General features: G+C 60.2%; 22 protein-coding genes. 4 read left to right on the top strand and 18 right to left on the bottom strand.

From position 1 onward, the window contains the following. Positions 1 to 65 precede the first annotated feature (65 nt). The 6 genes from ACQZ48_RS17905 to ACQZ48_RS17880 form a co-directional block, all read right to left on the bottom strand. Positions 66 to 932: an aldose 1-epimerase gene (locus tag ACQZ48_RS17905; RefSeq protein ID WP_448729144.1), complete on the bottom strand. Its 867-nt coding sequence runs from the start codon at positions 930 to 932 to the stop codon at positions 66 to 68. Beyond that, positions 919 to 2,106, bottom strand: a complete 1,188-nt coding sequence (locus ACQZ48_RS17900; protein WP_448729118.1) for a galactarate dehydratase — start codon at positions 2,104 to 2,106, stop codon at positions 919 to 921. Before ACQZ48_RS17900 ends, ACQZ48_RS17905 begins: the two co-directional genes overlap by 14 nt. A 44-nt stretch (positions 2,107 to 2,150) precedes the next feature. After that, positions 2,151 to 3,875 carry an ABC transporter ATP-binding protein gene (locus tag ACQZ48_RS17895; protein WP_448729117.1) on the bottom strand — a complete coding sequence of 575 codons (1,725 nt, stop codon included), beginning with the start codon at positions 3,873 to 3,875 and terminating at the stop codon, positions 2,151 to 2,153. 8 nt (positions 3,876 to 3,883) lie between these two features. Continuing rightward, positions 3,884 to 5,008, bottom strand: coding sequence for an ABC transporter permease (locus tag ACQZ48_RS17890; RefSeq protein WP_077983886.1), 1,125 nt, complete (start codon positions 5,006 to 5,008; stop codon positions 3,884 to 3,886). A 9-nt stretch (positions 5,009 to 5,017) separates the two neighbouring features. Next, positions 5,018 to 6,004, bottom strand: a complete 987-nt coding sequence (locus ACQZ48_RS17885; protein ID WP_077983887.1) for an ABC transporter permease — start codon at positions 6,002 to 6,004, stop codon at positions 5,018 to 5,020. A gap of 121 nt (positions 6,005 to 6,125) precedes the next feature. Continuing rightward, positions 6,126 to 8,075 carry an ABC transporter substrate-binding protein gene (locus ACQZ48_RS17880; RefSeq protein ID WP_448729116.1) on the bottom strand — a complete coding sequence of 650 codons (1,950 nt, stop codon included), beginning with the start codon at positions 8,073 to 8,075 and terminating at the stop codon, positions 6,126 to 6,128. 300 nt (positions 8,076 to 8,375) lie between these two features. Here ACQZ48_RS17880 and ACQZ48_RS17875 point away from each other — a divergent pair, with 300 nt between their 5' ends. From ACQZ48_RS17875 to ACQZ48_RS17865, 3 genes are read left to right on the top strand one after another with little or no spacing between them, the layout of a single operon-like run. Next, on the top strand, positions 8,376 to 9,095 hold the full coding sequence (locus tag ACQZ48_RS17875; protein WP_077983889.1) for a FadR/GntR family transcriptional regulator: 720 nt from the start codon (positions 8,376 to 8,378) through the stop codon (positions 9,093 to 9,095). A gap of 58 nt (positions 9,096 to 9,153) precedes the next feature. Further along, positions 9,154 to 10,035 carry an SMP-30/gluconolactonase/LRE family protein gene (locus ACQZ48_RS17870; protein WP_448729115.1) on the top strand — a complete coding sequence of 294 codons (882 nt, stop codon included), beginning with the start codon at positions 9,154 to 9,156 and terminating at the stop codon, positions 10,033 to 10,035. A gap of 31 nt (positions 10,036 to 10,066) precedes the next feature. Then, positions 10,067 to 10,963 (top strand): dihydrodipicolinate synthase family protein, encoded by an 897-nt coding sequence (locus tag ACQZ48_RS17865; protein WP_142913826.1) that lies wholly within the window; start codon positions 10,067 to 10,069, stop codon positions 10,961 to 10,963. 116 nt (positions 10,964 to 11,079) lie between these two features. Here the strand turns inward: ACQZ48_RS17865 and ACQZ48_RS17860 are convergent, their stop codons facing one another. The 8 genes from ACQZ48_RS17860 to ACQZ48_RS17825 all read right to left on the bottom strand — a co-directional run bounded on the left by ACQZ48_RS17860 (position 11,080) and on the right by ACQZ48_RS17825 (position 20,696). Beyond that, complete coding sequence (locus ACQZ48_RS17860) at positions 11,080 to 12,732, bottom strand: OFA family MFS transporter (RefSeq protein ID WP_077983892.1); 1,653 nt, start codon at positions 12,730 to 12,732, stop codon at positions 11,080 to 11,082. A 115-nt stretch (positions 12,733 to 12,847) separates the two neighbouring features. Further along, positions 12,848 to 13,192: a formate dehydrogenase subunit delta gene (locus ACQZ48_RS17855; protein WP_077983893.1), complete on the bottom strand. Its 345-nt coding sequence runs from the start codon at positions 13,190 to 13,192 to the stop codon at positions 12,848 to 12,850. Between the two features lie 70 nt (positions 13,193 to 13,262). Next, the gene (gene fdhF, locus ACQZ48_RS17850) at positions 13,263 to 16,145 is read right to left on the bottom strand and encodes a formate dehydrogenase subunit alpha (protein WP_448729114.1); all 2,883 of its coding nucleotides are present in this window, start codon (positions 16,143 to 16,145) and stop codon (positions 13,263 to 13,265) included. 4 nt (positions 16,146 to 16,149) lie between these two features. Then, complete coding sequence (locus ACQZ48_RS17845) at positions 16,150 to 17,706, bottom strand: formate dehydrogenase beta subunit (RefSeq protein ID WP_448729113.1); 1,557 nt, start codon at positions 17,704 to 17,706, stop codon at positions 16,150 to 16,152. Beyond that, a complete protein-coding gene (locus tag ACQZ48_RS17840) occupies positions 17,703 to 18,182 on the bottom strand; it encodes a formate dehydrogenase subunit gamma (RefSeq protein WP_077983896.1) in 480 nt (159 codons plus the stop codon). Before ACQZ48_RS17840 ends, ACQZ48_RS17845 begins: the two co-directional genes overlap by 4 nt. 104 nt (positions 18,183 to 18,286) lie before the next feature. After that, complete coding sequence (locus tag ACQZ48_RS17835) at positions 18,287 to 19,222, bottom strand: LysR family transcriptional regulator (protein WP_077983897.1); 936 nt, start codon at positions 19,220 to 19,222, stop codon at positions 18,287 to 18,289. A gap of 100 nt (positions 19,223 to 19,322) precedes the next feature. Then, entirely contained in the window at positions 19,323 to 20,045 is a 723-nt protein-coding gene (locus ACQZ48_RS17830; RefSeq protein ID WP_137411137.1) for an aspartate/glutamate racemase family protein, read from the bottom strand. A gap of 21 nt (positions 20,046 to 20,066) precedes the next feature. Beyond that, positions 20,067 to 20,696: a flavin reductase family protein gene (locus tag ACQZ48_RS17825; RefSeq protein ID WP_448729112.1), complete on the bottom strand. Its 630-nt coding sequence runs from the start codon at positions 20,694 to 20,696 to the stop codon at positions 20,067 to 20,069. Positions 20,697 to 20,825: 129 nt separating this feature from the next. Between ACQZ48_RS17825 and ACQZ48_RS17820 the strand changes: the two genes are divergently transcribed. Next, positions 20,826 to 21,503 carry a GntR family transcriptional regulator gene (locus ACQZ48_RS17820; protein WP_044458905.1) on the top strand — a complete coding sequence of 226 codons (678 nt, stop codon included), beginning with the start codon at positions 20,826 to 20,828 and terminating at the stop codon, positions 21,501 to 21,503. 8 nt (positions 21,504 to 21,511) lie between these two features. On the opposite strand, the gene ACQZ48_RS17815 is transcribed toward ACQZ48_RS17820, so the two are convergent. Genes ACQZ48_RS17815 through ACQZ48_RS17800 form a run of 4 tightly spaced genes read right to left on the bottom strand, consistent with a single transcriptional unit; the run spans position 21,512 to position 26,193 of the window. Beyond that, positions 21,512 to 22,534 carry an ABC transporter ATP-binding protein gene (locus tag ACQZ48_RS17815; RefSeq protein WP_269824354.1) on the bottom strand — a complete coding sequence of 341 codons (1,023 nt, stop codon included), beginning with the start codon at positions 22,532 to 22,534 and terminating at the stop codon, positions 21,512 to 21,514. Next, positions 22,531 to 23,514, bottom strand: a complete 984-nt coding sequence (locus tag ACQZ48_RS17810) for an ABC transporter ATP-binding protein (protein ID WP_121459731.1) — start codon at positions 23,512 to 23,514, stop codon at positions 22,531 to 22,533. Before ACQZ48_RS17810 ends, ACQZ48_RS17815 begins: the two co-directional genes overlap by 4 nt. Continuing rightward, a complete protein-coding gene (locus tag ACQZ48_RS17805; RefSeq protein WP_448729111.1) occupies positions 23,507 to 25,000 on the bottom strand; it encodes an amidohydrolase family protein in 1,494 nt (497 codons plus the stop codon). The genes ACQZ48_RS17810 and ACQZ48_RS17805 overlap by 8 nt, the downstream gene beginning before the upstream one ends. Then, complete coding sequence (locus tag ACQZ48_RS17800) at positions 25,000 to 26,193, bottom strand: amidohydrolase family protein (protein ID WP_077983900.1); 1,194 nt, start codon at positions 26,191 to 26,193, stop codon at positions 25,000 to 25,002. Before ACQZ48_RS17800 ends, ACQZ48_RS17805 begins: the two co-directional genes overlap by 1 nt. Positions 26,194 to 26,195: the final 2 nt, after the last annotated feature.

Here is a 26,195-nt window from a genome sequence, read left to right as displayed (position 1 = left end):
GGCGATTTTTTGAAGTTTGGCGTTCGGCGGAGGGCGTTTGGGCGTCACAGGCGCACCCGCTCCTCCTAAAGATCGATGGAGAGCCTGATGCGCCCCGAAAGGCGCTCGCCGGGGGCAACCGTCCCGAGACCCTGCCCTTCCCGCTGCGCCTGCGACAAACCAAGCGCTCCGGCGGCCATGGAAACCGGCTCAAGACAGAGGTAGCGCTGCATGCGGTGCACGGCGAGATGGCCGAAAACGGGATCGGCCTCGAGCCGCAGTGAAAACCGGTCGAAGTCGACCTGCGCGCTTGACCAATCGGTGAAATGCAGTGTGTATCCCGTTGCGGCGGGAATGGCAGGTTTCGGGCGAGGCGCCGCCGGCTGGCCGGTTGGCACGTTTTGCGCATCCAGCGGATATTGCAGCTTGGCGTCCGTCCGGGCATTGCGACCGAACCCTGCCGCCAGATAGGGGTGCCAGCCTAGCGCCATCGGTGCTGGCACATCCGCGAGATTGGTTATCGACAGTTCCACGGCGAGGCTTTCGTCTTCCAGCAGGAAAGACTGCTCGGCGCGAAAAGAAAAAGGCCACTCCCCGTCGGCCTCGTAGTCCAACATCAGTGACACCCGATCCGAAGACAGATCTGAAATCGCCCACGGCCGGCGGTGAGCCGGGCCATGCATGGCGTCAGGCGCAAGCGCCGGATGCGGCAGCAGGTCATGGCGGATACCGGCATGGATGAAGGACCCGCCATAGAGCCGGTTGTGATAGGGAAACAAGGGGTATGCGCCAGCCCTTGGCCAGTTGAACGACTCGAATTCCTGCTCCATTGTCGGCACCAGAATATCGCCGTAGTCAAAGTGCCGCAGATGGGTCATTCTGCCACCCCAGGCGGGGCGCAGGCGCGCGGAGAGCCGCCCGCAGGCAATCGCAACCGTTTCAGGCGAAGGCATATGAGCCGTCAGGCCGTTTCGGCACCCGTCTTTGCCAATGAACATAGCCATCCTCCTGCATGGCTTTTTCATCCATCTCGACACCCCAGCCGGGACGGTCCGGCCTCAGTTCCAGATATCCGTCCTTCGGCAGGTAGGGGTCGACGACATAACGGGTTTCATCCTCGCGTTTTTCGAGATCGGTGCCGCCATAGACGTAGCATTGCCCTTTCGGCAGGCGATATTCGAGAATTCGGAAATTCTGCTGGGCAGCGGAGAAGTGCACATTGACGGCGGTGGCGAGCGGTCCCATAGGGTTATGCGGCGCGATGCTGACAAAATGGGCTTCCGCAAGCGTCGCGATGCGGCGCATCTCCGAAATGCCGCCGACGACGCAGATATCGGGCTGGATGATATCCGCACCTTTTACTTGAAGAAGGCGAAGGAACTCGTTGCGATTATATAGACTTTCACCCGTTGCCAGCGTGCAGTTCAGCCCCTGTTTGAGGTCTCCCCACATCTCGATGTTTTCGGGACGCAGCGGCTCTTCGAAGAACAGCGGATCGTAAGGGGCAAGCGCGTTGCCAAGTTGGCGGGCGGCCGCGGGCTCGAAAATCTTGGCATGGGCGTCGAAGGCGATGTCGTAGTCAGGGCGCACGGTTTCGCGAAGGGAGCGGAAATATTCAGCGGAACTGCGCACCACCTCGCCCCAGCGATGGGCATGGATATCGACACGCCATGGGCTGAGCTTGAAGGCCGTGAAGCCCCAATCCTCGTTAAGACGGTCGAATTCCTCCCTTGCCGCTGGCGCATCCGGGGCCGTGTAGACACCGGCATAGACCTTGATACGGTCACGTACTTCGCCGCCCAGCAGCTTGTAGACTGGTACGCCCGCCGCCTTGGCTGCGAGGTCCCACAGGCAATGATCGAGCGCCGAGATGGCCGACAGACCGAGCGCTCCGGGCGGAAAGCGGTTCTGCTGAATCAGGAGGTTATAGAGATACTCCACCCGCGTCGGGTCCTGCCCGGCTAGGAAGCCGTAGAGGTAGTCCAGCACCGGCGGTAGGGCGAGATCGGGGCCGTGATTGTAACATTCACCCCAGCCGGTCAAACCGTCATCGGTATCGAGGGCGACGATGACGCGGGGGCGGTCCTTGTCGCGGGTGACGAATACCCGCATGCGGTCGATTTTCATGCTTCAGTCTTCCTCATGAATTGCAGCGTGCGGCATGCCCGGCGCTATCGGGCGACGGCCCCGTTCTTGGCTTCGGATGGTTCGACGTAGCGGAATCTGCGCGTGCGATCCCGGTCGCGCGGATCCGGGCGCGGAATGGCGGAAAGAAGCGCCTGCGTGTAGGGATGGTCCGGCGCGTTGCAGACCTTTTCGGCGTCTCCCACTTCCACCAGCTTGCCGCGATACATCACGCCCACACGGTCGCACATATAGCGAATGACGCCGATGTCATGGCTGATGAAGACATAGGCGAGGCCCAGCTCATCCTGCAGCCGCATCAAAAGATCCAGCACCTGGAAACGCACCGAAACATCTAGCGCCGACGTCGCCTCATCCGCCACGATGACGCGCGGTTTCAGGGTTATGGCGCGGGCGATGCCGATGCGCTGGCGCTGGCCGCCGGAAAAGGCGTGCGGATAGCGTTCGCGCCCGCCCGGATCCAGTCCCACCTGCTCCATCAGCGCGCAGACGCGGTCATCCAGTTCTCTGCCTTTGGCAATGCCGTTGACCAGCAACGGCTCGCCGATGACCTGCGCCACCGTCATGCGCGGATTGAGCGAACCGAAAGGATCCTGGAACACCATGCGCAACTCACGCCGCGCGGCTTTCAGCTCGGAACCTTCGATTTTGGCCAGATCGACCACCGTGCCATCCGCTCGGCGATATAGCATTTCGCCGCCGGTCGGATCGTATAGACGCATGATGGAGCGGCCCATCGTGGTTTTCCCCGAACCGCTTTCGCCGACAATACCGAGCGTTTCGCCCGGCAGAAGCTTGATCGAGACGCCATCCAGCGCCTTCATCTCGCCGAAGTGCATGGAGAGGTCATTCACTTCGAGCACGGGAGCAGCTGCAAGGTCGAGCGGAGGCCGCGCAAGCCGGATTTCCGCCTTCTGCTCCAGCTTCAGCACGGAGCCGATCAACATGCGTGTATAGGGGTCCTGCGGATTATGGAATATCTCATCGACGGTGCCATATTCCTTGGCGACGCCGTGATGCATGACCAGTACGTCATCGGCAATCTGCGCCACCACACCCATGTCGTGGGTGATGAACAGCACCGCCATGCCATGCGCCTTTTGCAGCCGCGATATAAGGTCGAGGATCTCGGCCTGTGTCGTCACATCGAGCGCCGTCGTCGGTTCGTCGGCGATCAAAAGCTGCGGCTTGCAGGCCAGCGCCATGGCGATCATGGCGCGCTGGCGCATGCCGCCGGAATACTGGAAAGCGTAACGATCCAGCGCCTTTTCAGGGTTAGGGATCTCCACTTGCCGCAACAGCTCTATGGCCTCGGCCCGCGCCTCTGCCTTACTCATCTTCAGATGCAGACGCAGGACCTCCGTAATCTGGTCCCCGACCGTATGCACGGGTGAAAGCGACGACATCGGCTCCTGAAAGATCATCGCGATATCAGCGCCGCGCACCGAGCGGATGGCCCGGCTGCGCGGATCGAGCTTCGCCAGATCGAGGGACGTGCCGTCGGCACGGTTGAGGATGATCGATCCGGACGCAATGCGGCCGGGGCTGTCGATGATCTGCAGGATCGAACGGGCGGTGACGGATTTGCCCGAGCCGCTTTCGCCGACGACGCAAAGCGTCTTGCCGGGATCGATGGAAAAAGACAGGTCGTTGACCGCCCGGAAAATGCCGTTCCTCACTGGAAATTCAGTGACCAGATTGCGGACTTCAAGCAGCGGCTTGGCTGGCTTCATGGAGAGAATGTCGCTCATCCGGGGCCTCACTTGTTATAGGGGTCGGCTGCGTCGCGCAGGCCGTCACCGAGCAGATTGAGAGCCATGACCGCAATGACGACCGCCACACCGGGCAGGAACAGCCAGGGCGCAGTCGCGATCGAGCGGATGTTCTGCGCCTCGCGAAGCAGCACGCCCCAGGAAATAGTGGGCGGCTGAAGGCCAAGGCCGAGGAAGGACAGCGAGGTTTCCGCAAGGATCATCGCCGGAACCGCAAGCGTGACCGAGGCGATGATATGGCTCGAAAAACTCGGCAGCATATGGCGGAAGATGATGCGCCCTTCCGGCACGCCATCCAGCCGCGCTGCGGCCACGAATTCTTCGGTCCTGAGCGACAGGAACCGTCCGCGCACGACGCGGGCAAGCTGCGCCCAGCCGGTCAGGGACAGGATGATGGTGATCATCATATACTGAAGCGTGGCGGGCCAGCCCTGCGGCAGTGCGGCGGCCAGCGCCAGCCAGATGGGAATGGTGGGCAGCGAAAGCACGAAGTCGATCACGCGCTGCATGGTGAAATCAATGCGACCGCCATAATATCCCGATATGCCGCCGAGAACGACGCCGAGCAGCAACGAGAAGAACACGCCGACAAGACCGATCGACAAGGAGACCTGCGCCCCCTGGACCACGCGGCTGAAGACATCTCGCCCAAGGCGATCCGCGCCGAAAAGGAAGAGCGGCCGCGTCTTGTCGGCGGACGCCAGCAGATGGATATCCGTGGTGAACAGGCCAAATACGGAATATTCGTAACCGCGACCGAAAAACTGGACCGGGATTTTCTTCGCCGTATCCTCGACAAAGACCGCCGCCAGTGTCTCGGGGTCACGGGTCAGCTTCAGCGGATAATAATGCAGCCCGAGCGAGAAACCCTCGGCCGTATCGATGAAATGCACGCGCTGCGGCGGATGGAAGGTGGCGCGGGCATTCTGCAATACCGGATCGTTGATGGCGAAGAAGCCCGGTACCAGCGCAACGATATACATGGCGATGGTGATGAACATGGCGGCCATGGCCAGCCTGTGGCGCTTGAAGGCCCACCAGATGAGCTGCCACTGCGAGGCGACGGCCGCGCGGTCCTGCCGGGCATTGGCGGTGATGGTGATATCGCTCATGGCACCCTCCTATTCGAGCCGGATGCGCGGATCGACCAGCGCAAGCAGGATGTCGCTGATCAGCGATCCGATCAGCGTCAGCGCACAGATCAACAGCACGAAAGCGCCCGCGAGATACATGTCCTGCGCCATCAGCGACTGCAGAAGCAGCGGCGCGGCCGTCGGCAGATTGAGCACGATGGCGACAACGACGGAGCCCGAAATAAGATTGGGCAACAGCCATGCGATGGTGGAAATGAACGGGTTAAGCGCAATTCTGAGCGGATATTTCGTCAGCAGTTTGAACTCGGACAAGCCTTTTGCCCGCGCGGTGGTGACATATGGCTTGGGCAATTCATCCAGCATATTGGCGCGCATGACGCGGATGAGGCTTGCGGTGGAAGACACGGCAAGAATGGCGACCGGCAGCCAGATATGGGCCATGAGGTCTATCATCTTGGCGATGCTCCATGAGGCAGTCTCATATTCGGCTGAAAACAGCCCGCCGACGTCGGCCCCGAACTCCACCGCAGCCACATACATCAGCACCAGCGCCAGCAGGAACGAGGGTATGGAGAGGCCGAAGAAAGAAAAAGCAGTGAAGAGATAATCGCCAATCGAATATTTGCGCACTGCGGAAAAGACGCCGATCGGAAGCGCGATGGCCCAGGTTGCAAGAAGGCTTGCGATGGCAAGAACCAGCGTCAGCGCCATGCGTTCCCAGATAAGGCCCGAAACCGGCTGCTGCCACTCGAACGAAATACCGAAATCGCCGCGGCTGATGATGCCCCATATCCATTTGAGATATTGCACGATCATCGGGTCGTCGAGGCCGAAGCGCTCGCGTAGCTGCGCCGCCGTGTTGTGGTCGATGACCTCGTTGGAGGCGGCCAGTGTGGCGATATAGGTCGTCACATAGTCGCCGGGCGGCAGCTGGATCAGGACAAAGGCAAGGAAACTGACGGCAAACAGGGACGGTATCATCCACAGCAGGCGTTTTACGATAAAAAGCAGCATATCGTTCTCGCAATCACATTGTGCCGCACGCCCCGTCTCCTTCCAAGGAGGCGGGCTGCGGGTGGTCGAAACAACCTGAGAGGCGTCGCCGCGTTACGGCAGCGACGCCCATGTGGCGGTATCAGCTTGTGAAGGTGAACTGTTGCGGCAGCGCCGGGCCGGGATTGGGCCAGCTCCAGCTGTCGGGTTCCGTTTCCGGCACATTGCGCAGATTGTTGCGGATGATGCCAAAACCGCCCACCGCGAGGCAAAGACCGATCGTCTCGAACTCTTCCGCCGCGATATCGAAGATTTCCTTCATCTTCTGACCGCGCTTGGCAAGGTCGGCCGTCGAGCGCGCCTCGTCGAAAAGCTTGAAGCGCTTCTTCTGGCTTTCCGGCGGCTCTTCGCCCTTCTGGCCATTCGAGGTGTACCAGAGCGCCCACGGGATTGCGTAACGCGACCCCTGCGGATGGAAAGCGAAGAAATCGCGCGGATCAAGCATCGGATCGAGACCTCCGGGGCCGGGCCAGACGGCGGCATCATGGGCGTTGTCATCACCGCGTGTATAATAGAGCGCACGTTCGATGGTGTTGACCTTGATGTCGACGCCGATCTGCGCCCATTGCGCCTTCACCAGTTCCAGCGCATCGACCAAATCGGGATAAAGCGTCGGGATGACATCGATCGAGAAGAAGATCGGCTGGCCGTCAGGTCGCAACCGCATGCCGTTGCCGTTCTTCTTGTCATAACCGGCCTTGTCGAGAAGCTCGTTCGCCTTGTCCGCATCATATTCGGTGAATTGTCGCGCCAGCTTTTCATTGTACCAGGGATGTGTCGGGCGCGGCCCGGCCTGATAACCCTCGCTCTGGCCGAAATAGACGATGTCGATGATTTCTTGCCGGTTGAGCGCGATGGACAATGCCTGACGGAACGATTTGTCGGCAAACATCTTGCGCATTGCCGGGTCTTTGTGGGTGATGTTGAGATAGATCTGGCACTGCTGCGCGGCAGACGGCACCAGCGTCAGCAGCCGGTAATCACCCTTTTTCATGTTCTGTGACAGGGTCGGCTTGTTGGCAAGAACGCTGATATGGCGCTCCTGAATGTCAATCTTGCCGGAAATCACGTTCAGCATCAGCGATTCGACATCCTGCGAAATGCCGAAATTGATTTCATCGATATAGGGCAACTGATTGCCTTCGGTATCGACCTGCCAGAAGTAAGGGTTGCGGGTCATGACCACCCGTGTCGCACCGCCGGAATAGGGCTCCTTCACCACCCATGGATCGAGCGTCGGCTTGTCGACATTCGACCAGCGGGACGGAATTTCGATATCGCCGCATTTGGCCCGGAACAGTTCCGTCCAGCTCGAGACACCCGCCGCCTTCACATCGGCATCGAGCGACGTATTGTATTTCGGCAGGAACTTGCTGCAATAGTGCTTGGGAAATAGCGTCGGATGCTGGCCGAGCGGCGTGGCGAGATTTTCGAGATATAGTGCATTCGGCGCTGCGAATTTGAACTTTACCGTGAAATCATCGACTTTTTCGACATCGACCGCCTTGCCGGCCACGGAAAGCTGCGCCGGCGTGGCGCCGTAAAGCTCCTTGTTCTTGATGCAGTCCTCGATGGCGAACACCACGTCATCGGCTGTGAAGGGGTGGCCATCCGACCATTTTGCGCCCTCCAGCAAATGGAAGGTGAATTGCGAGGCATCGTCGTTGACTTCCCATTTCACCGCAAGGTTCGGCAGAACCTCGGTAAAATCCATGTTCCAGCGGACAAGGCCCTGATTGCCGACCATGCGCAGGATGCCGTTATGGTCCGATGAACCGCGCAGGCCACGACGCAATGTGCCGCCATAGGCGCCGATTTTCTCGTGCGGCGTCACCACCATCGGATTTTTCGGCAGACGTTCGGCCAAAGGCGGCAATTTGCCCTCCTTTACCAGCGCCTCTAGTTCCGGCGCCTGCTTGCCGGCAGCAGCCCGCGCCGAGGTCCCGATGACGGAGAGCGCGGCCACGCCGCCAACACCCGCCATAAAGGTTCGGCGCGTTACGCCCAGTGAAAATGTATCGCCATCGCGCATCGACAATCCTCCCAAAAAATCACCGGCAGCGAGACGGTTTTCACCGAACCGCGACGGCCCTCCCGGCCAGCCAGCACGCCGATCCTCCATCGGCAGGGGCAGACCATATGGGCGTTTTCAGATGATTACAAGTATTGACAGATTTTTACATCTTTTTTATTTGTAGACCGGTTTTCAGGATCAGGCTTGAAGAAAAATCGGTCAGGACAGCCCCCTCGCTCACAAAAACCCGGTATTTCTGTTGCGATTGAAATGCAGGAAACCCATTAACTTCAGCGATTTGCAACGGAAGGGCTGCTGATGGACAATCACACTGCATCTGCCGCCGCTCGAGGCGAAACTCGGCTGAGCGACATCATCTACGAAAAAATCGTGGGCATGATTTCGGACGGGCGGTTTCCCGTAAACGAGCGGCTGCCATCGGAACAGAATCTGGCATCGCTGTTTGGCGCGTCGCGGCCGGTTGTGCGGGAAGCGCTGGAGCGGCTTCGGAACGACGGGCTTATCGTTTCGCAAAAGGGATCCGGCTCCTATGTACGCCAGCAGCCGGACTCTTCGGTCTTGCAGCAGGTGCCGGTCGGCTCGCTGGCAGATGTGCAGCGTTTTTTTGAGTTCAGGGCCGGATTGGAGGCTTCCGCGGCTGAGCTTGCGGCCCGCAATTGGCAGGCAACGGACAAGGTCCGCATAGAGCAGGCGATTGCCGCGCTGGAACAATGTCTCGAGCGCAACGATCTCGGCGCGGAGGAAGACTTCGCCCTGCACGAAGCAATTGCGAAAGCGAGCCATAACCAGTTCCACATTACGGTGCGGATCTGGTTCAAGCCTCATTTCGCCATCGGCCAGTCGGTGACACGCAGCCTCAGCCTCAAGCGGACCCCGCAGCATGTGCGCGAGGTGCAGGACGAGCACACAGCGATTGTGGAGGCGATTTTTGCGCGGCGCGAGCAGGCCGCGCATGACGCGATGAAAGACCACATATTGAAGGCGCGCGCCCGCATGTTTCAGGGCGTCGGCAGTTAGGCCGCACCCTGCAATGTCGAAAATAGAATCATAAAGCGCGGATGAGGGAGAGGAACCAGTGAGCCAGCCGCATATCGTTGAACCGAAGCTTCGTTCCCTGATCGATACCCCGTTGAAGGTTGGCGAATCGCCAGCCTGGGATGAGCGAACCGGCGATCTGTGGTTTGTCGATATTCTCGCACCCGCCATTTTCCGTCTCTTCCCCGACGGAAAACTCGACCGATACGACATGCCCGCCCAGATCGGCTGTCTCGGCCTCTGCGACAATGGCTTGATCGTGGCGGGCCTCAAGACCGGCGTGCATCTTCTCGATCCCGCGAGCGGCAAGCTCGATCTTCTCTGCGACCCGGACGACGGGCGGCCTGACAGCCGCCTCAACGACGGAAAGGTTGGTCCGGACGGCCATTTCTGGGTGGGGACCCGCGACGAGGCCGCGATACAGACAGGCAATGCACGCCTCTATCGCGTCGCCCCGGATGGCGGCATCGAACGCGTCATCGATGGCGATATGTTCACATCGAACGGGCTTGCCTGGAGCCCGGACGGCACACGCATGTATCATTCCGACAGCAGCGGCCTCATGTATCAGGCATTCGATTTCGACGCCGCGACCGGCAGGATCGGCCCAGCGGAACGGCTCCACGATTTCGCGCCGGATGAAGGCAGGCCGGATGGTGCAGCGACCGATTGCGAAGGCTGTTACTGGAGCGCCGGCGTTCAGGCGGGGCGCCTCAACCGCTTTTCGCCGGACGGCGAATTGCTCGAGGTCTACAGGCTGCCGTTCAAGGGGCCGACCATGCCGTGTTTCGGTGGTCCCGACCTCAAGACGATCTACGTCACAAGTCTCGTGACCGAGACGGGCGGAATAACCACCGCTGGAACGCTCGTCGCATTCGACGCCCCGGTCTCCGGCGCGCCTGTTCACAAATTTTCCATCTGAAGATGACTTTTGATCTTAAGGAACCCAGTTGATGACGACATTCGATTTTCGCCAGGCCCTGCAGGGCATCTCCGGCGTTCCGGTAACAGCTTACGATGCAGGCGGCGAAGTGGAGACCGGCGTTACCGCCGCGGTTTACGCCCGCGTCGCAAAGGCAGGCATCCACAATATCGTCGCGGCAGGCAATACCGGCGAATTCTACGCCTTGACGCCCGCAGAAATTCTGAAGGTTTATGAGGCTGCGATAAATGGCGTCAGCGGCAAAGCCCCGGTCACGGCGGCTATTGGACGCTCGCAGCGCGAGGCGCTTTCCATGGCGCGTCAGGCAAAAGAAATGGGCGCATCCGCCGTCATGTCGCATCAGCCGGTCGACCCTTTTGCAGCCCCGCAATCGCAGATCGACTATTTTATCGGCCTTGCGGAGGGCAGCGAATTACCGCTGGTCGCGTATGTCCGGGCGGACGGCTTCTCGGTCAATGACATGGTAAGGCTTTCCGGCCACCCGAATGTCGCAGGTATAAAGTTTGCGACGACCGACATCATGCTTCTGTCGCGCGCGATTGCCGCTTCCGATCCGAACGGCGCTCTATATGTCTGCGGACTGGCTGAAAGCTGGGCGCCGGCCTTTTCGGCGGCTGGCGCACGCGGCTTCACCTCCGGTCTCGTCAATGTCGCACCGCAATTTTCCCTGCAGGTTCATGACGCCCTGACGGCCGGCGATTTCCCGGCGGCACGGAAGATCGTTGAAAAGATCGAGCTGTTCGAACGGCTACGGACACGATACCGCAACGGCGCAAACGTGACCGTGGTGAAGGAAGCCATGGAAATCCTGGGGTTCGAGGTTGGCCCCGTTCGCGCGCCTGGGCTTGCCCGTCTGGACAAGGAAGATCGCGCAACGCTTGAAGGACTGCTTGCCAGCTGGCGTTGATGGAAGCCTTGCCGGCAAGCTGCACGTTTTCGCTTTTATCAGTTTATATGCCGGCCATGAGCCGGCATATGTTTTTCGGCCGTGCATCAATCCTGCACGACCGAGGCCGATGGACGTCAGCCGAACAGGGCAAGGCTGCTTTTCACGGTAACCCACACACCCCACAGAAGCGGAATACCGACGGCGACCCAGGCAAGCGCCGCCTTGGTGTCCAGTCCGCCCCGTCCGATGCCGAAGGAGCCTGTCGGGCCGGCATTGGCGGCAGCGGTCTTTGCCTGCAGGGCTGCAACTTCCGCATCCGGCATGAACCACTTGTCCGAGAGCGGCCGCACGAAGGCATTGGCCACAAGGCCGATCGCCAGCATGCCTGCCAGAATGTACATGGTGCTGGTGTAGAGCGCGGGTCCTGGCGCCACACCCGCCGCAATCTGTGCCTCTCGGATGTAGTTGACGACGACCGGACCGGCAATGCCAGCAGTCGCCCACGCCGTCAGCAGGCGGCCATGGATTGCGCCGACGAACTGCGTGCCGAAAATATCCGCGAGATAGGCCGGGATGGTGGCGAAACCGCCGCCATACATGGACAGGATGATACCAAAGGCCAGAACGAACAGCGCCTTGTTGCCCATCGTCGCAAGCGTCGGCGCCAGCGCATAAAGAATGATGCCGAGAATAAAGAAGCAGAAATAAGTGTTCTTGCGGCCGATCTTGTCAGACATCGACGCCCAGAAGAAGCGGCCACCAATGTTGAAGAGCGAAAGAAGCCCGGTGAAACCGGCGGCAATCGCCGCGATCTGCGCCTTCTGTCCGGCATCGAGATCTGCAAAGCCCACGCCCGGCAAGCCGATCAGCGAGCCAGCGAAGATTTCCTGCAGCATGGGCGAGGCCATACCGATGACGCCGATACCCGCCGAAACATTCAGGCACAACACCGCCCAGATGAGCCAGAACTGCGGCGTCTTGTGCGCATCGCGCAGATGTACATGACGATGGGTTATCATGGCGCTTTTGGCAGCCGGCGCCGTCCAACCTTCGGGACGCCAGCCCGATGGCGGAATGCGGTAACCGAAGGCGCCCGCCATCATGAAGGCGAAATAGATCAGCGCCATGACGACGAAAGTCTGCCAGACGCCGACAGAGACATCCGTCTTGAAGTTGTTCATCAGGAGATTGGCGAGCGGCGCACCAATCATCGCACCACCGCCGAATCCCATGATAGCCATGCCCGTCGCCATGCCACGACGGTCCGGGAACCATTTGATCAGCGTCGACACCGGCGAAATATAGCCAAGGCCGAGCCCGATGCCGCCAATGACGCCAGCGCCCAGCCACATCAGCCAGAGTTGGTGCGTGATGACGCCGACTGCCGCCACCAGAATACCGCCGCACCAGCAGCAGGCGGAAACGAAGCCGGCCTTGCGCGGCCCCACTCTTTCCAGCCAGCCGCCCCAGATGGCCGCCGAGCAGCCCAGAAGAACGAAGAAAAGCGTATAGATCCAGCCGAGATCGGCCACGCGCCAGTTGCACTCAGTGGTGAACAGCGCACCCAGCAGGGTGAGGCTGGAGCAACTGGGGTCCGTGACCGGCAGCGCCTTGGACAGCGGCAGCCAGAACACGCTGAAACCATAGGCCATGCCGATGCATAGATGGATGGCAAGGGCAGCCGGAGGCACCAGCCAGCGATTGAAACCCGGTCTTGCGATTATTCGTTCGCGGTCCAAAAAGCCGGCTTGCGCCGCTTCTCCCGCTGTTGCACCTGCTACTGCCATTGACATTACCTCCCTCGTGGATGTCTGGACATGTCACGTTCGCCCCGCCAGGCGAACACCGATATCGCCGAACGTCCCCCGTCCGGTCGAAAGTGTGATTATGCGGTCACGCCGCTCAAGCCTGTGTGCTTTCCGGGACGCTCGGCTCTGAAAGGGACTCTCCCGCAACCGGTCCTTTGCCACCCGGCGCGCCCTTGGCATCGTCGCCGAGCCCCACAGCATCGGGCGCCGGATCGTCGGGCCGCTTGATCTCCTTCGACGCGGCAAGCACAAGCGGCAGAAAATCACCTGCCCCGGCATCCGCCATCTCGAAGAACCGGCGTCGCATGCGCGGTTCCCAGAACTTGTTGATGTGGGTGGCGACACCCTCGATGCGAATATCTTCCGGCTGCGACAGAAAGAACGTCGCGATCTGGTTCGCCATTCTCACCAGCTTTTCATCGGTGTGGTTGAGCAACATGACCTCTTCCCCGCGTCGGCTGCCGGCCGACGCCTCTATGTGTGACAAGGCCGGGCGCACCCGGCCCTCCTTATTCCGCCGCTTCGAGCTTGCCGCTGATCCGCCGCGAACGGCGACCAAGCGCATCATATTCCTCCTGCCATTCCGTCGGACCGTTGGACGGCGATACCTGCACGGCGGTCACCTTGTATTCGGGGCAGTTGGTCGCCCAGTCGGAGAAGTCAGTCGTAATGACATTCGCCTGCGTGCCGGGATGGTGGAAGGTCGTATAGACCACGCCCGGCGCCACACGGTCGGTAATCAGCGCCCGCAGCGTCGTGTCTCCTGACCGGCTGGCAAGCTTGATCCAGTCGCCGTCCTTTACGCCGCGCTGTTCGGCATCGTGCGGGTGGATTTCAAGACGATCCTCCTCATGCCAGACGACGTTTTCGGTGCGCCGCGTCTGCGCGCCGACATTGTATTGCGACAGGATGCGGCCGGTGGTGAGAAGCAGCGGGAAACGCGGACCGGTGCGTTCGTCCGTCGCCACATATTCGGTGCGGATGAACTTGCCCTTGCCGCGCACGAAACCGTCCACATGCATGATTGGCGAACCATCCGGGAATTTCTCATTGCAGGGCCACTGCACCGAGCCCTTTTCTTCCAGATAGTCGTAGGAAACACCGGCAAAGCTCGGTGTCGTCGCCGCGATCTCGTCCATGATCTCGGACGGATGCATGTAATTCCACGCAAGTCCCATGGCCTGTGCCAGCTTCTGCGTCACTTCCCAGTCGGCATAACCGTTTTTCGGCGACATGACCTTGCGAACGCGGTTGATGCGGCGCTCGGCATTGGTGAAGGTGCCGTCCTTTTCGAGGAAGGTCGAACCCGGCAAGAAGACATGGGCGTAGTTCGCCGTCTCGTTCAGGAAGAGATCGTGCACCACGACACATTCCATCGCGGCGAGACCGGCCGAAACATGCTTCGTATCCGGATCGGACTGGAGAATATCCTCGCCCTGAATATAGATGCCCTTGAAGCTGCCATCCACGGCCGCATCGAGCATGTTGGGAATACGCAGCCCCGGTTCGTTGTTGAGCTTCACGCCCCAGAGTTTTTCGAAGATGTCGCGCGTGGCGTCGTCGGAAATATGCCGATAGCCCGGAAGCTCGTGAGGGAAAGACCCCATGTCGCAGGAGCCCTGAACATTGTTCTGGCCGCGCAAAGGATTCACGCCTACACCGGGACGACCAATGTTGCCCGTGACCATGGCGAGATTGGCGATCGCCATGACGGTCGTCGAACCCTGGCTGTGCTCGGTGACCCCGAGGCCGTAATAGATCGCGCCGTTGCCGCCTTTGGCATAAAGCCGGGCAGCACCACGCAGATCTTCTGCAGGAACGCCCGTGTAACGTTCCGTCTCTTCCGGGCTATGCTGGGGTTCTGCAACGAACGCCGCCCAATCCTCAAATTCCGACCAGTCGCAGCGTTCGCGGATGAAGGCTTCGTTGAACAGGCCTTCCGTGACGATGACATGCGCCAGCGCCGTCAGCACCGCAACGTTGGTACCCGGCAGCAGCGGCAGATGGAAAGCGGCCTCCACATGCGGTGTGCGCACAAGATCAATACGGCGCGGATCGATGACGATCAGTTTTGCACCCTGACGCAGCCGCTTCTTCAATCGCGAACCGAAAACGGGGTGGCCGTCGGTCGGGTTTGCGCCGATTACCAGCACCACATCGGATTGCTCGACACTGTCGAAATTCTGTGTGCCGGCGGAGGTGCCAAAGGCCTGGCCGAGGCCATAACCTGTCGGCGAATGGCAGACGCGGGCGCAGGTATCGACATTATTGTTGCCGAAACCGGCGCGGATAAGTTTCTGGACGAGGAAGGTTTCTTCGTTCGTGCAGCGGGACGAGGTGATACCGCCGATGGATTCCCGGCCATATTGGCCCTGAATACGCCGGAACTCCGACGCGACATGGGAGAAGGCTTCCTCCCAGGTCACTTCCCGCCACGGGTCGCTGATCTTTTCGCGGATCATCGGGTTGAGAATGCGGTCCCTGTGGGTGGCATAACCATAAGCAAAGCGGCCCTTGACGCAGGAATGGCCGCGATTGGCCTGCCCGTCCTTCCAAGGCACCATCCGCACCAGTTCCTCACCGCGCATTTCCGCCTTGAAGGAGCAGCCGACGCCGCAATAGGCGCAAGTCGTGACCAGCGAATGTTCCGGCTGGCCAATCTCGATCACCGATTTCTCCGTCAGCGTCGCCGTCGGGCAGGCCTGCACGCAGGCGCCGCAGGAAACACAGTCGGAATCGAGGAACGCCTCATGCGCACCGGGCGATACACGGCTTTCGAAACCGCGCCCTTCGATCGTTAGTGCAAAAGTGCCCTGCACTTCCTCGCAGGCGCGTACGCAGCGGGAGCAGACGATGCATTTGGAAGGATCATAGGTGAAATAGGGGTTGCTTTCATCATTCGGCATCCAGCGGGCATTGAGTTCGCCCTCCCCGGTGCGGGCCTTGACGTGGTTGTCGCCTTCGTAACCGTAACGCACATCGCGCAGGCCAACGGCGCCCGCCATATCCTGTAGCTCACAATCGCCATTGGCGGCGCAGGTCAGACAATCGAGCGGGTGGTCGGAGATATAAAGCTCCATCACACCCTTGCGTATCTGCTTCAGCCGCTCCGTCTGGGTATGCACGACAAGACCGGCAGCAACCGGCGTGGTGCAGGAGGCGGGGGTGCCGTTGCGGCCCTCCACCTCGATAAGACAGAGGCGGCAGGAGCCGAAGGCGTCCACCATGTCGGTGGCGCAGAGTTTCGGCACATCGATACCTGCTTCGCGCGAGGCGCGCATGATCGACGTTCCCGCGGGAACAGTCACCTGACGTCCATCGATGGTGAGCGTCACCATGTCAGTGGCGAGGGACTTGGGGGTTCCATAGTCGAATTCTGTCACAAGGGCCATGGTCTTACTCCGCCGCTTCAACATGTGGGGTGGGGGCAAAATCATCCGGGAAATGCCTCAGTGCGCTCATCACTGGATAGGGCGTGAAACCCCCAAGCGCACAGAGCGAACCGAATTTCATGGTTTCACAGAGGTCTTCCAGCAATGCCGTGTTTTTCTCCCGCTCGATGCCGAGCGCGATCTTGTCCACCGTCTCGACGCCACGCGTCGAGCCGATGCGACAGGGCGTGCACTTGCCGCAGCTTTCGACCGCGCAGAATTCCAGTGCAAACCGCGCCTGATGCAGCATGTCTGCCGTGTCATCGAAGACAACGATGCCCGCATGGCCGATGAGGCCACCAGCGGCCGTGAACGCCTCGTAGTCGAAGATCGTGTCGAACAGCGAAACCGGGAAATAGGCCCCGAGCGGACCGCCCACCTGCACCGCCTTGACCGGACGGCCAGTGATCGTGCCGCCGCCGATATCATTGACGAGTTGTCCGAGTGGCAGGCCGAAGGCGGTCTCGTAAAGCCCGCCATGTTTGATGTTTCCGGCAAGCTGGATCGGGATGGTGCCATGCGAACGGCCGACACCGAAATCGCGATAAAACGCTGCGCCACGATCCATAATGACGGGAATGGATGCAAGCGAGATGACATTGTTGACGACGGTCGGCTTGCCGAACAGGCCCTGAAGCGCGGGCAGCGGCGGCTTGGCGCGCACCGTGCCTCGTTTGCCTTCAAGGCTGTTGAGCAGCGACGTTTCCTCGCCGCACACATAGGCACCGGCGCCCATGCGCACTTCCATGTCGAACGCGCGACCGGAGCCGAGGACGGAAGGCCCAAGAATACCCTCACGCCTTGCGATCTCGATTGCCTTTTCCATGACCTTGATCGCGTAGGGATATTCCGAGCGAGTATAGATGAACCCCTTGGTCGCACCGACGGCGAGGCCGGCAATGGCCATGCCTTCGATCAGCACAAAGGGGTCGCCCTCCATGATCATACGGTCGGCGAAGGTGCCGCTGTCGCCCTCATCCGCATTGCACACGATATATTTCTGGTCGGCCACCGCATCAGCGACGGTCTTCCATTTGATACCCGTCGGGAAACCAGCCCCGCCACGTCCACGCAGGCCACTCTGGGTCACCTCGGCAACGATATCGGACGGCGCCATCCCAACAGCTTTTTCAAGGCCCTTCATGCCGTGATAGGCCCGATAATCCTCCAGAGACAATGGATCGGTCACGCCGCACCGGGCAAATGTGAGACGCGTCTGGCCTTTCAGGAAGGGAATGTCCTTCGTCGGCCCGAGACAGAGGCGATGCTCGCCGCCGGTCAGGAAATTGGCATCAAAAAGCGAGGCCACATCGCTTGCCTTGACGGGACCATAGGCGATACGGCCATGCTCGGTGCGCACTTCCACCAGCACTTCAAGCCAGAGCATGCCGCGCGAGCCGTTGCGGACAATCCGGACGTCAAGGTTGCGGCCAGTGGCTTCGCGGGCGATGGCATCGGCGACGCGGTTTGCACCAACGGCAAGGGCGGCAGAATCGCCGGGAACAAATACGGTGACACTCATCGGCGCGCCTCCGTCAGAATGTCGCTAAGACAGTCCTCATCAAGACGGGCATGGACTTCGCCATCCAGCATCAGCGCTGGCGCCTGCGCGCAAAGCCCGAGACAAAAGACCGGCTCCAGCGTCACGGAACCATCGGCTGACGTTTCATGCCAGTCGAGACCGAGGCGGTTCTTGACGGTTTCTGAAAGAGGCTCGCCACCCATCGACTGGCAAGCCTCGGCGCGACAGAGCTTCAGGACATGACGCCCGTGGGGATGATCACGAAAATCGGGATAGAAGGTGACGACGCCATGGACCTCGGCGCGCGAGATATTCAGCGCGGATGCGATGATCTGCTTGGCGCTTTCCGGGATATAGCCGAATTCATCCTGCACGGCGTGCAGGATGGGCAGCAGAGGCCCTTCCAGATGAAGAAGTTCGCCAATGACAGCGGAAATACGGGCCGCCTCATCTGCGGCAACCGCTCTGATATTCATAAGCCAGTCCTCCCAAACCGACAGGGGCAGGAATGGCGACCAAAACTTGCATCAAGCTCATCGCCACGCCCCTCATGTCATTGAGAATGGCGAAGTGCGGCTCGTCAGGTCAATAAGTCGTTTCCGTCGTGTGATAGGAAATTCCTATCAAATGATTTTTCTGCGGCTCTGAGACGCGCCTCATGCAGAAGCGCCGAAACTAGAGGCGTGTGCGGTTCCCGGTGTGTGGCAATCAGGCCGACGAGATGTTCCGGGTCAGGATCGGTGATCGGGATAATCCTGATCTGCTTTGGAAAACCGAACGATTCAGCTAGGTTACGCGGCATTATTGAAGCCCATTGTCCGGTGCGGATATGGGAAAACAGCACGATCATGGAGTTGGATTCAAGTGTCGGTTTGGCCTCCACTCCAGCTTCGGCCATGTGCCTGTTGATGATGCGCCGGTTCTGCATGTCCGGGGTCAATAGGCATAACCTAAGACCGGAAACTTGCTTCCAGGTAACGCTTTCCTGATCAGCGAGCGGCGTTCCGGCCGCGGCAATGAGGTGATATCGCTCCGAATAAAGCGGCACAGTCGTCACACGCCCGAGTGGTTCGTTGTCGAGGTAACTGATTCCGGCATCGATCTCGAGGTTTTCGATCTGGCTCAAGACCTGCAACGAGGTTCGTGAAGTCACCGAAAACGTCACATCGGGATGGCGCGCCTGAAAAGATTCCGTCAATCGCGGTACCATCGCCAGCGCAGTCGGAATGACGGCAAGGCGAATGTGTCCGGCAAGACCCTTGCGGGCAGCGCGCATTTCCTCGCGCATGGTGCGCGCATCGCCAACGATGCGACGCGCCCATTCGAGCACACGCTGGCCTTCCGGGGTCAGCCCCTGGTACCGCGCCGAACGCACGACGAGAACGACACCCAGCTGATCCTCCAATTGCCGGATTGCCGCCGACAGGCTGGGCTGGGAGACACCACATTCCTCCGCCGCCCGGCCGAAATGTTCTGCCCGCGCCAATGCAATGAAAAATTCCAGCTTGTCGATCATATGCTCTCCCCCGGCGCGCGATCCTTAGACCGGTGCACGCGGAAGAACACTAGAACGCGGCGGCGGCGCCCGCAAATAGCTGCAGGCATTTTCCTTGCGGCTAAGCGCAGGCGACGAGCGCCGGCCCCTTCAAGCGCGGATAATCGTAGGCGTTGACCTTCGAGGTGTTGTAACCCGCGCCCACCAGAGCTTCGGCAAGCTTGATCGCAGCCGTGACACCATCGATGACGGGCACACCGGTGGCCTCCCGCAGGCGGTCGCAGAGAGATGACATGCCGGCGCAGCCAAGGATAATCGCCTCCGCCGCATTCTCACGCTTGGCAGCCTCGATTTCGCGGCGGAGCAGTGCTTCCGCGACCTCCGGATCCTCCTCAAGACCAAGAACCGGCAGGTCGATCGCGCGAACATTTCGGCAATGCCTTTGAGCGCCATAATCCTCCACCAGATCTTCGATGATCGGAATGGACCGAGGAAGCGTGGTGATGATCGAGAAACGGCGGCTGATCGTCATCGCCACCTGAACTGCCGCCTGGCAGATGCCGATAACCGGCCCCCGCGCCACTTCGCGCGCGGCGTGAAGTCCCGGATCGTCGAAACAGGCGATCACGTAGGCGTCCACACCCTGCCCCTCTCCTTTGCGGATTTCCGCCAGAAGCCCCGGAACGGCCATGGCCTCATCCGCCTGCCCTTCAATGCTGACGGGGGTGTCGACCGGATTTGCCGCGGAGACGTGGGTTTCCTTCTGCTTGACCCGCAGCGCGCTATCGAGTGCCTGCGCGGTCATGGAAGCGGTGGAATTGGGATTGATCAAACGAATATGCATCGCACACATCCTGAAAAGCTGTCACTTGCCGTCAGGCGCGGTGAAATCGGTGATAGGTGGCGCCTTTAAAACGAACTGGCGGTCCGAGGTGATGTAGTTGTCGGCGTGAAGCCGGGCGATCGGCTGGTAGCGATCGGGATCGACATAACGCCCCTCTTCATCGAGGCACTCGTTATGGACATGCATGTGCACCACTTCGCCCAACACCAGAGTTCGGCGGGGGTAATCGATCAGTCGCTCCACCCGGCACTCGAAAGCGCAGGGCGATTGCGCAGCATAACTTACGTCGATCTTGGTGCATGGCGTGGGCGTGAGCTTTGCCATCGACATCTCGTCAACTTCATTGTCAAAGCCGAGACCACAGATCAGCATCTGTTCAGAGAGCGCCATGTCCACCATATTGACGACGAACTCGCCGGTGCGGCGAATATTCGCCATCGTGTCCTTTTCCTCCCCGCTGACCTTCGGCTGAATGCCGAGGACGACGATGGGCGGATCATGAGAAAAGACGTTGAAGAAGCTCATCGGCGCTGCATTGTTATGGCCCGCTTGCGAACGGGTCGTCACAAGCGCGATCGGTCGCGGACCGATAAAATTCGTCAAAAGGCGGTAGCGGCTCTGGGGCTCAAGCGCGCTGAAATCGAATTCCATGATCGGCATCCTAATTTAGTCGACAATTATCTTTCATATTGTTGACAATGTTGCAACCAAAATCCCGTTGATACAGTTGACTTTTTCATTCACATCGCGCTTCTCTACCGCGATTGGGGAGTATGTCGAATGAGCGAGCAGGCCGGCCCGTCCACGCAGCAGATTGTCGAGAAAGTATGGCTTTCGATTGCCGAACGCCGGCTGCGTCCGGGCGTGCAGTTGAAGGAAGAGCAACTGGCGACAATCTTCGGCGTCAGTCGTGCAAGAATCCGCCAGGCCTTGTCCGTTCTTGAGCGTGACGGGCTGGTGACGATTGTTCCCAATCGCGGCGCATTTGTATCCAAACCATCGGTCGAGGAAGCCCGCGATGTGTTCTTCGTGCGCCGCACCGTCGAGCAATGCGTCGTCGAAAGACTGTGCAAATCCGCTACCAAAACCGATCTCAAAAAACTGCGCGACCATGTGGCGAAAGAGCGCGTGGCCAATACCAAAAACGTCACGACCGACATCATCAAGCTTTCCGGCGGGTTCCACCTGCTGCTTGCGGAAACGCTCGGTTCCGATTTCCTCTTTACCACCATGCGCGACCTCATCTCCCGCTCGTCGCTAATAACCGCCGTCTACCGTAACACGGATCGCTTCAACTGCGGCCCGGACGAACATGCGGAAATCGTCGATGCGATTGCCAACAACGATCCGTCGCGGGCCATCCACCTGATGACCCACCACCTTGAGCATGTGGAAGCGGAACTCGATCTCAGCGAAATCCGCGACCTTTCCCACGACCTGCGCGCAGCGCTCGGCTGATCCCCCTCTCAGGCGCGCTGTCGCTGGCCCGTCCACTCCACATCATCTTCGACCAGATGACAGGCGACCCGCGTGCCGTTGGCGAGGCTTTTCACTTTTGGCACCTCTGCCGAACATTGCGCCGTCGCCAGCGGGCAACGGGGGTGAAAAGCGCAACCCGAAGGTGGCTTTAGAGGACTCGGTACTTCGCCTGCCACAATCTCCCGATCCCGCTGCGGCGTCTTGATATTGGGGATCGTCTGGAGAAGCAGCCGCGTATAGGGATGGCGCGGATTGGCGAAAAGCTCTTCCGTATCCCCCTCCTCCACAATCCGCCCGAGATACATAACGGCGATACGGTCTGACATGTGACGAACAACACTCATGTCGTGGCTGATGAAGAGATAGGTAAGGCCGAGTTCATCCTGCAAGCGGCGCATGAGGTTCAGCACTTGCGCTTGCACCGAAACGTCGAGCGCCGATGTCGGCTCGTCACAGACGAGGAATTCCGGTTCGCTGGCCAATGCGCGGGCAATGGAGATACGCTGGCGCTGGCCGCCGGAAAATTCATGCGGAAACTTTTCGCCGTCCGAGGCCGACAGCCCCACGGTTTTGAGAAGCTCTTCCACGCGCTCCATCGTTTGGGCCTTTGTCGCGCGCAGCTTCAGCTCGCGGATTGGCTCTGCGATGATGTTCTTCACGCGCCAACGTGGATTGAGCGAGGCATAGGGATCCTGAAAGATCATCTGCGCCGACAGGGGGCTGCCCCTGCCGCCCGCCGCAAATTGAAACTCACCGGCGCTTGGCCGGAAAAGCCCTGTTATCAGACGGGCGACTGTCGATTTGCCGCAGCCGCTTTCACCGACGATGCTGAGACAGCCACCGGCCGGAACGGCGAAATCGATATCGTTGACGGCCTGGACGAACTGCCGGGGTTTGCGCTCGATGATGCGATTGAGAAGCGGAGCCGAAACATCGAAGGTTTTCGTCAGACCCTTCACCGTCAAAGCCGGCTTGCTGAGTGCTGCTTTTTGAGCTGCGGACTGTGTCATGCTGTGCCTCCTGCGTTCAGCCAGCATGCACTGGCGCCGTTGCCGACTGTTTCGAGTTCAGGCCGTTCCCGCAGACAGCGCGGCCCGGCAAAACCACAGCGGGGATTAAACGCACATCCCGGCGGGATCGCATCGAGACGCGGCATCGCCCCGTCAATCTGGTTGAGCCGCTCTACCCTAGCGCCAAGCGACGGAATGGAGGCCATCAGGCCCTGCGTATAGGGGTGGCGCGGTTCGTGCAGCACCTGTTCAACCGGTCCCACCTCTATCAGCCGGCCAGCATAAAGCACCGCCACGCGGTCGGCAGCCTCGGCAATCACACCCATATCGTGGGTGACGAGCATGACCGCGGTCTGCTTTTCTTTGCACAGCCGCCGCAGCAGCGAAATGATCTGCGCCTGGATCGAGACATCGAGCGCCGTCGTCGGCTCATCGGCAATGATGAGTTTCGGTGAAGCGGCGAGCGCCAGCGCAATAACGACTCGCTGGCGCATACCACCGGAGAACTGGTGCGGATAATGATCGACACGATCCGCAGGTGATGGAATGCCGACATCTTTCAGCAGTTGAACGGCCCGAGCGCGTGCATCCGCTTTCGACAGTGGCAAATGCTGTCGGATCGTTTCGACAAGCTGTGCACCGACCGTAAACAGTGGATTGAGCGAGGTCAGCGGGTCCTGAAAGATCGCTCCGATCTCCCGACCGCGAATGCTTTCCATCGCCCGGTCATCCAGCTGATCGATACGGCGCGACCCGAGCCATATCTCACCGCCGGCAATGTGGCCGGGTTTTTCGAGCAGGCCCTGTATGGCAAGTCCCGTCATGGATTTACCGGCACCGGATTCACCGACGACACCCAGAATTTCGCCGGGCCTGATCGAAAGGCTGATATCGGAAAGCGCAGTAACGGTGCCGCGCCGACCGGGAAACTCGACCTTGAGATTGCGGACATCGATGACCGATTGGTTCATTTCAACCATGTTGTGCGACCTCCACCGGATAGCTCGGAGGGAAAATTTCGGAGACAGGCGGATTTGCCCAGCTCCGTTCGGGATATTTGGCAATCAGACGATCAAACTGCGCCTGCGCCTGTTCGCGGGCACGCCGCACGTCGATATGAGCGACCTGTCTCTCACGCATGGAAAGACGGCCATCGACAAAAACGGCCCGCGTGACCTTGCCAGAGCCACCGGTCACCAGCGTGGTGATGGGATCGATGCTCGGCGCCATGACGATATCGTCGAGGTCGAATACGGCAATGTCTGCCCTTGCACCCGGCGAAAGATGGCCAAGGTCAGATCGTCCAAGCGCGCGCGCGCCGCCAAGTGTCGCCGCATCGAAAAGATCGGCACAGCGGATCTGGTCTGGAACGCCGTCATTGATGCGACAGGTGATCAGACCAACGAGCAGGTTCATCAACATGTCCGCCGGCGCCGTATCCGTTCCCATCGCAATGTTGATGCCGCGTTTGCGGCAGGAAGAGAAGGACGAGAGCGTGCTGCCGCCGCGGCTCGATACCAGCGGACAGTGGACGATGGAGACGCCGTTTTCCGCATAAAGCGCCAGGTCTTCTTCCGTCGCATTGGTGGCGTGCGGCGCGATCAGCCTTTCGCTGAGAAGCCCGGCTTTGGCGAGCCAGACGGGTGCGGTCGAGCCGTGAAGCTTGCGGACCGTTTCGACCTCCATGATGCCCTGCGCCATATGGAGACGGAACTTGCAGCCGAGTTCGCGCGCGGCAGCGTCTGTACGCTCGATCAGGCCCAGGGTAGAGGTTTCCACCCGATCCGGTGCGAGCATGCCGCGCACCAGATCGCCGTGTCTCCCACTCTGCTTCTCGATGAAGGCAATTGCGTCTTTCAGGCCCTGGAAACCACGCTCCTCATCAAAGACCGGCACCATGCGGCCCGACTCTTCGAGCACCATGCCGCCGGAGCGGAAGGCCGGGCTGAGATAAACGCGAAGGCCAAGTTCACCAGCAGCATCGGCCGCGGCCTCGAACTCAGTTACAGTCTCCCCCCACGCGCGATAAAACAGCGATGCAATTGGCGCTGCGGTGGTGATGCCGTTGAGAAGCAGTTGTCCAAACGCGAAACGCTTCTGGAAGGCGAGTTCTTCCTGCGAGTACATCTCGTAAGGACCGGCCTCGACATAGGAGCGCGGCCAGACACGGCCCTTCGCCCAGCCCGGATGATGATCGATGCCGAGGATCGTCGTATCGAGATCGGAAAGCGCATCGAGATCGATCAGGCCGGGGCTGACGAGAGCATTTCCGAAATCGATACGCCGGGCGACCTCTCCGGGAAATTCATGCCCGACAAAGACGATTTCACCATTTTCGAAGACAACCTCGCCGTTTTTGAGAAGGCGGTGCGATCCATCCTTGTGTCCGACAACCCAGCTGGCTGTCAGCAACGTCCGTCCTTCCGGCCTTTCGCCGAGTTGCAACGAGTTAAGAACATCGCTCATCACGGCGCCTCCACGATGGCTTTGCCGTTTCTCGCGGTGACACGGCCGCCTTTGACGACCAGCGGCCGCGGCGCGATATCGACAACGGCTTGCGCCAGCGTTTCCCCGGTCAAGAGGGTGAAGTCGGCATGACATCCGATCTCCATGCCATAGTCTTCGAGACCCATTACATCGGCGCCGCCCTTGGAAACGACGTGCAGCACGTGGGCTAGTTCGATATCCGAGCGCAGTCCGTTTTTCATGCCGATGATCTTGGCGCGATCCAGCATGTCCGGCTGTCCCCACGGACCCCATGTATCGCGGATACCGTCACAGCCGCCACCAACACGCACACCCGCTTCCTTGAGGCGCATGATCGACGGCACGCTTGCCGATGGCGCACCCGTGGTCAGGATGGCAACGTCGAGCCGCGCGATCTCGTCGATCAGCCTGCCGACGCGCAGATAGTCATTCATGCCGAGTGCAAAGGCATGGCTGATGGCGACATTGCCCTGCATGCCGTTTGCCCGGATGCGCTCGAAGATGAGTTCCATGGTGAAGGCGCCGAGGTCGGCGGCTTCGTGCAGATGGATATCGATCGGGACGCCGTGTTTTGTCGCCAGCTGGAAAAGAATGTCCAGCTGGCCCTTCGGATCGCGGTCGATGCCGCAGGGGTCAATGCCGCCAAGCACTTCGCAGCCCTGCTTCAAGGCTTCATCGAGAAGCTCCACCGTGCCGGGCATGACCATGACACCGGATTGCGGGAAGGCGACGATCTCGATATCGATGATACCATCAAGCTTTTCCCGGGTTTCCCAGATGCCCTCGACCAGCTTTAGCCCGTGGGTGGGGTCGATATCGACATGGCTGCGAATATGGGTGCCGCCATTGGCTGCGAGCCCGATGGCATGGCGCATGGACTGGCGATGCGGATCGATGCCGATCTGAACGCGGTTCTCCCGCTCGAAATCGATCCGCTCGCGAAGGATGGCGGCACGATTGTTGACGTGCCAGGGCATGCCCCACGTGGTCTTATCCAGATGCGTATGGGCATCGATGAGACCGGGGATGGCGATTGCTCCCTTACCATCCTCGACCGGCATTTCGGGTTCGGCTTCAAAAGTTCCGAAGCCTGAAATCTTGCCGTCCCTGATCAAAATATCGCAGGCTTCGCCCGCCATGGGCCGTACGTTGCGCAAAAGAAGATCGTGCATGG

Source organism: Agrobacterium sp. 22-209-1 (assembly GCF_053522485.1).
Note: the sequence above shows the minus strand (reverse complement) of the source record. Positions and strands in the feature narration are given on the sequence as shown.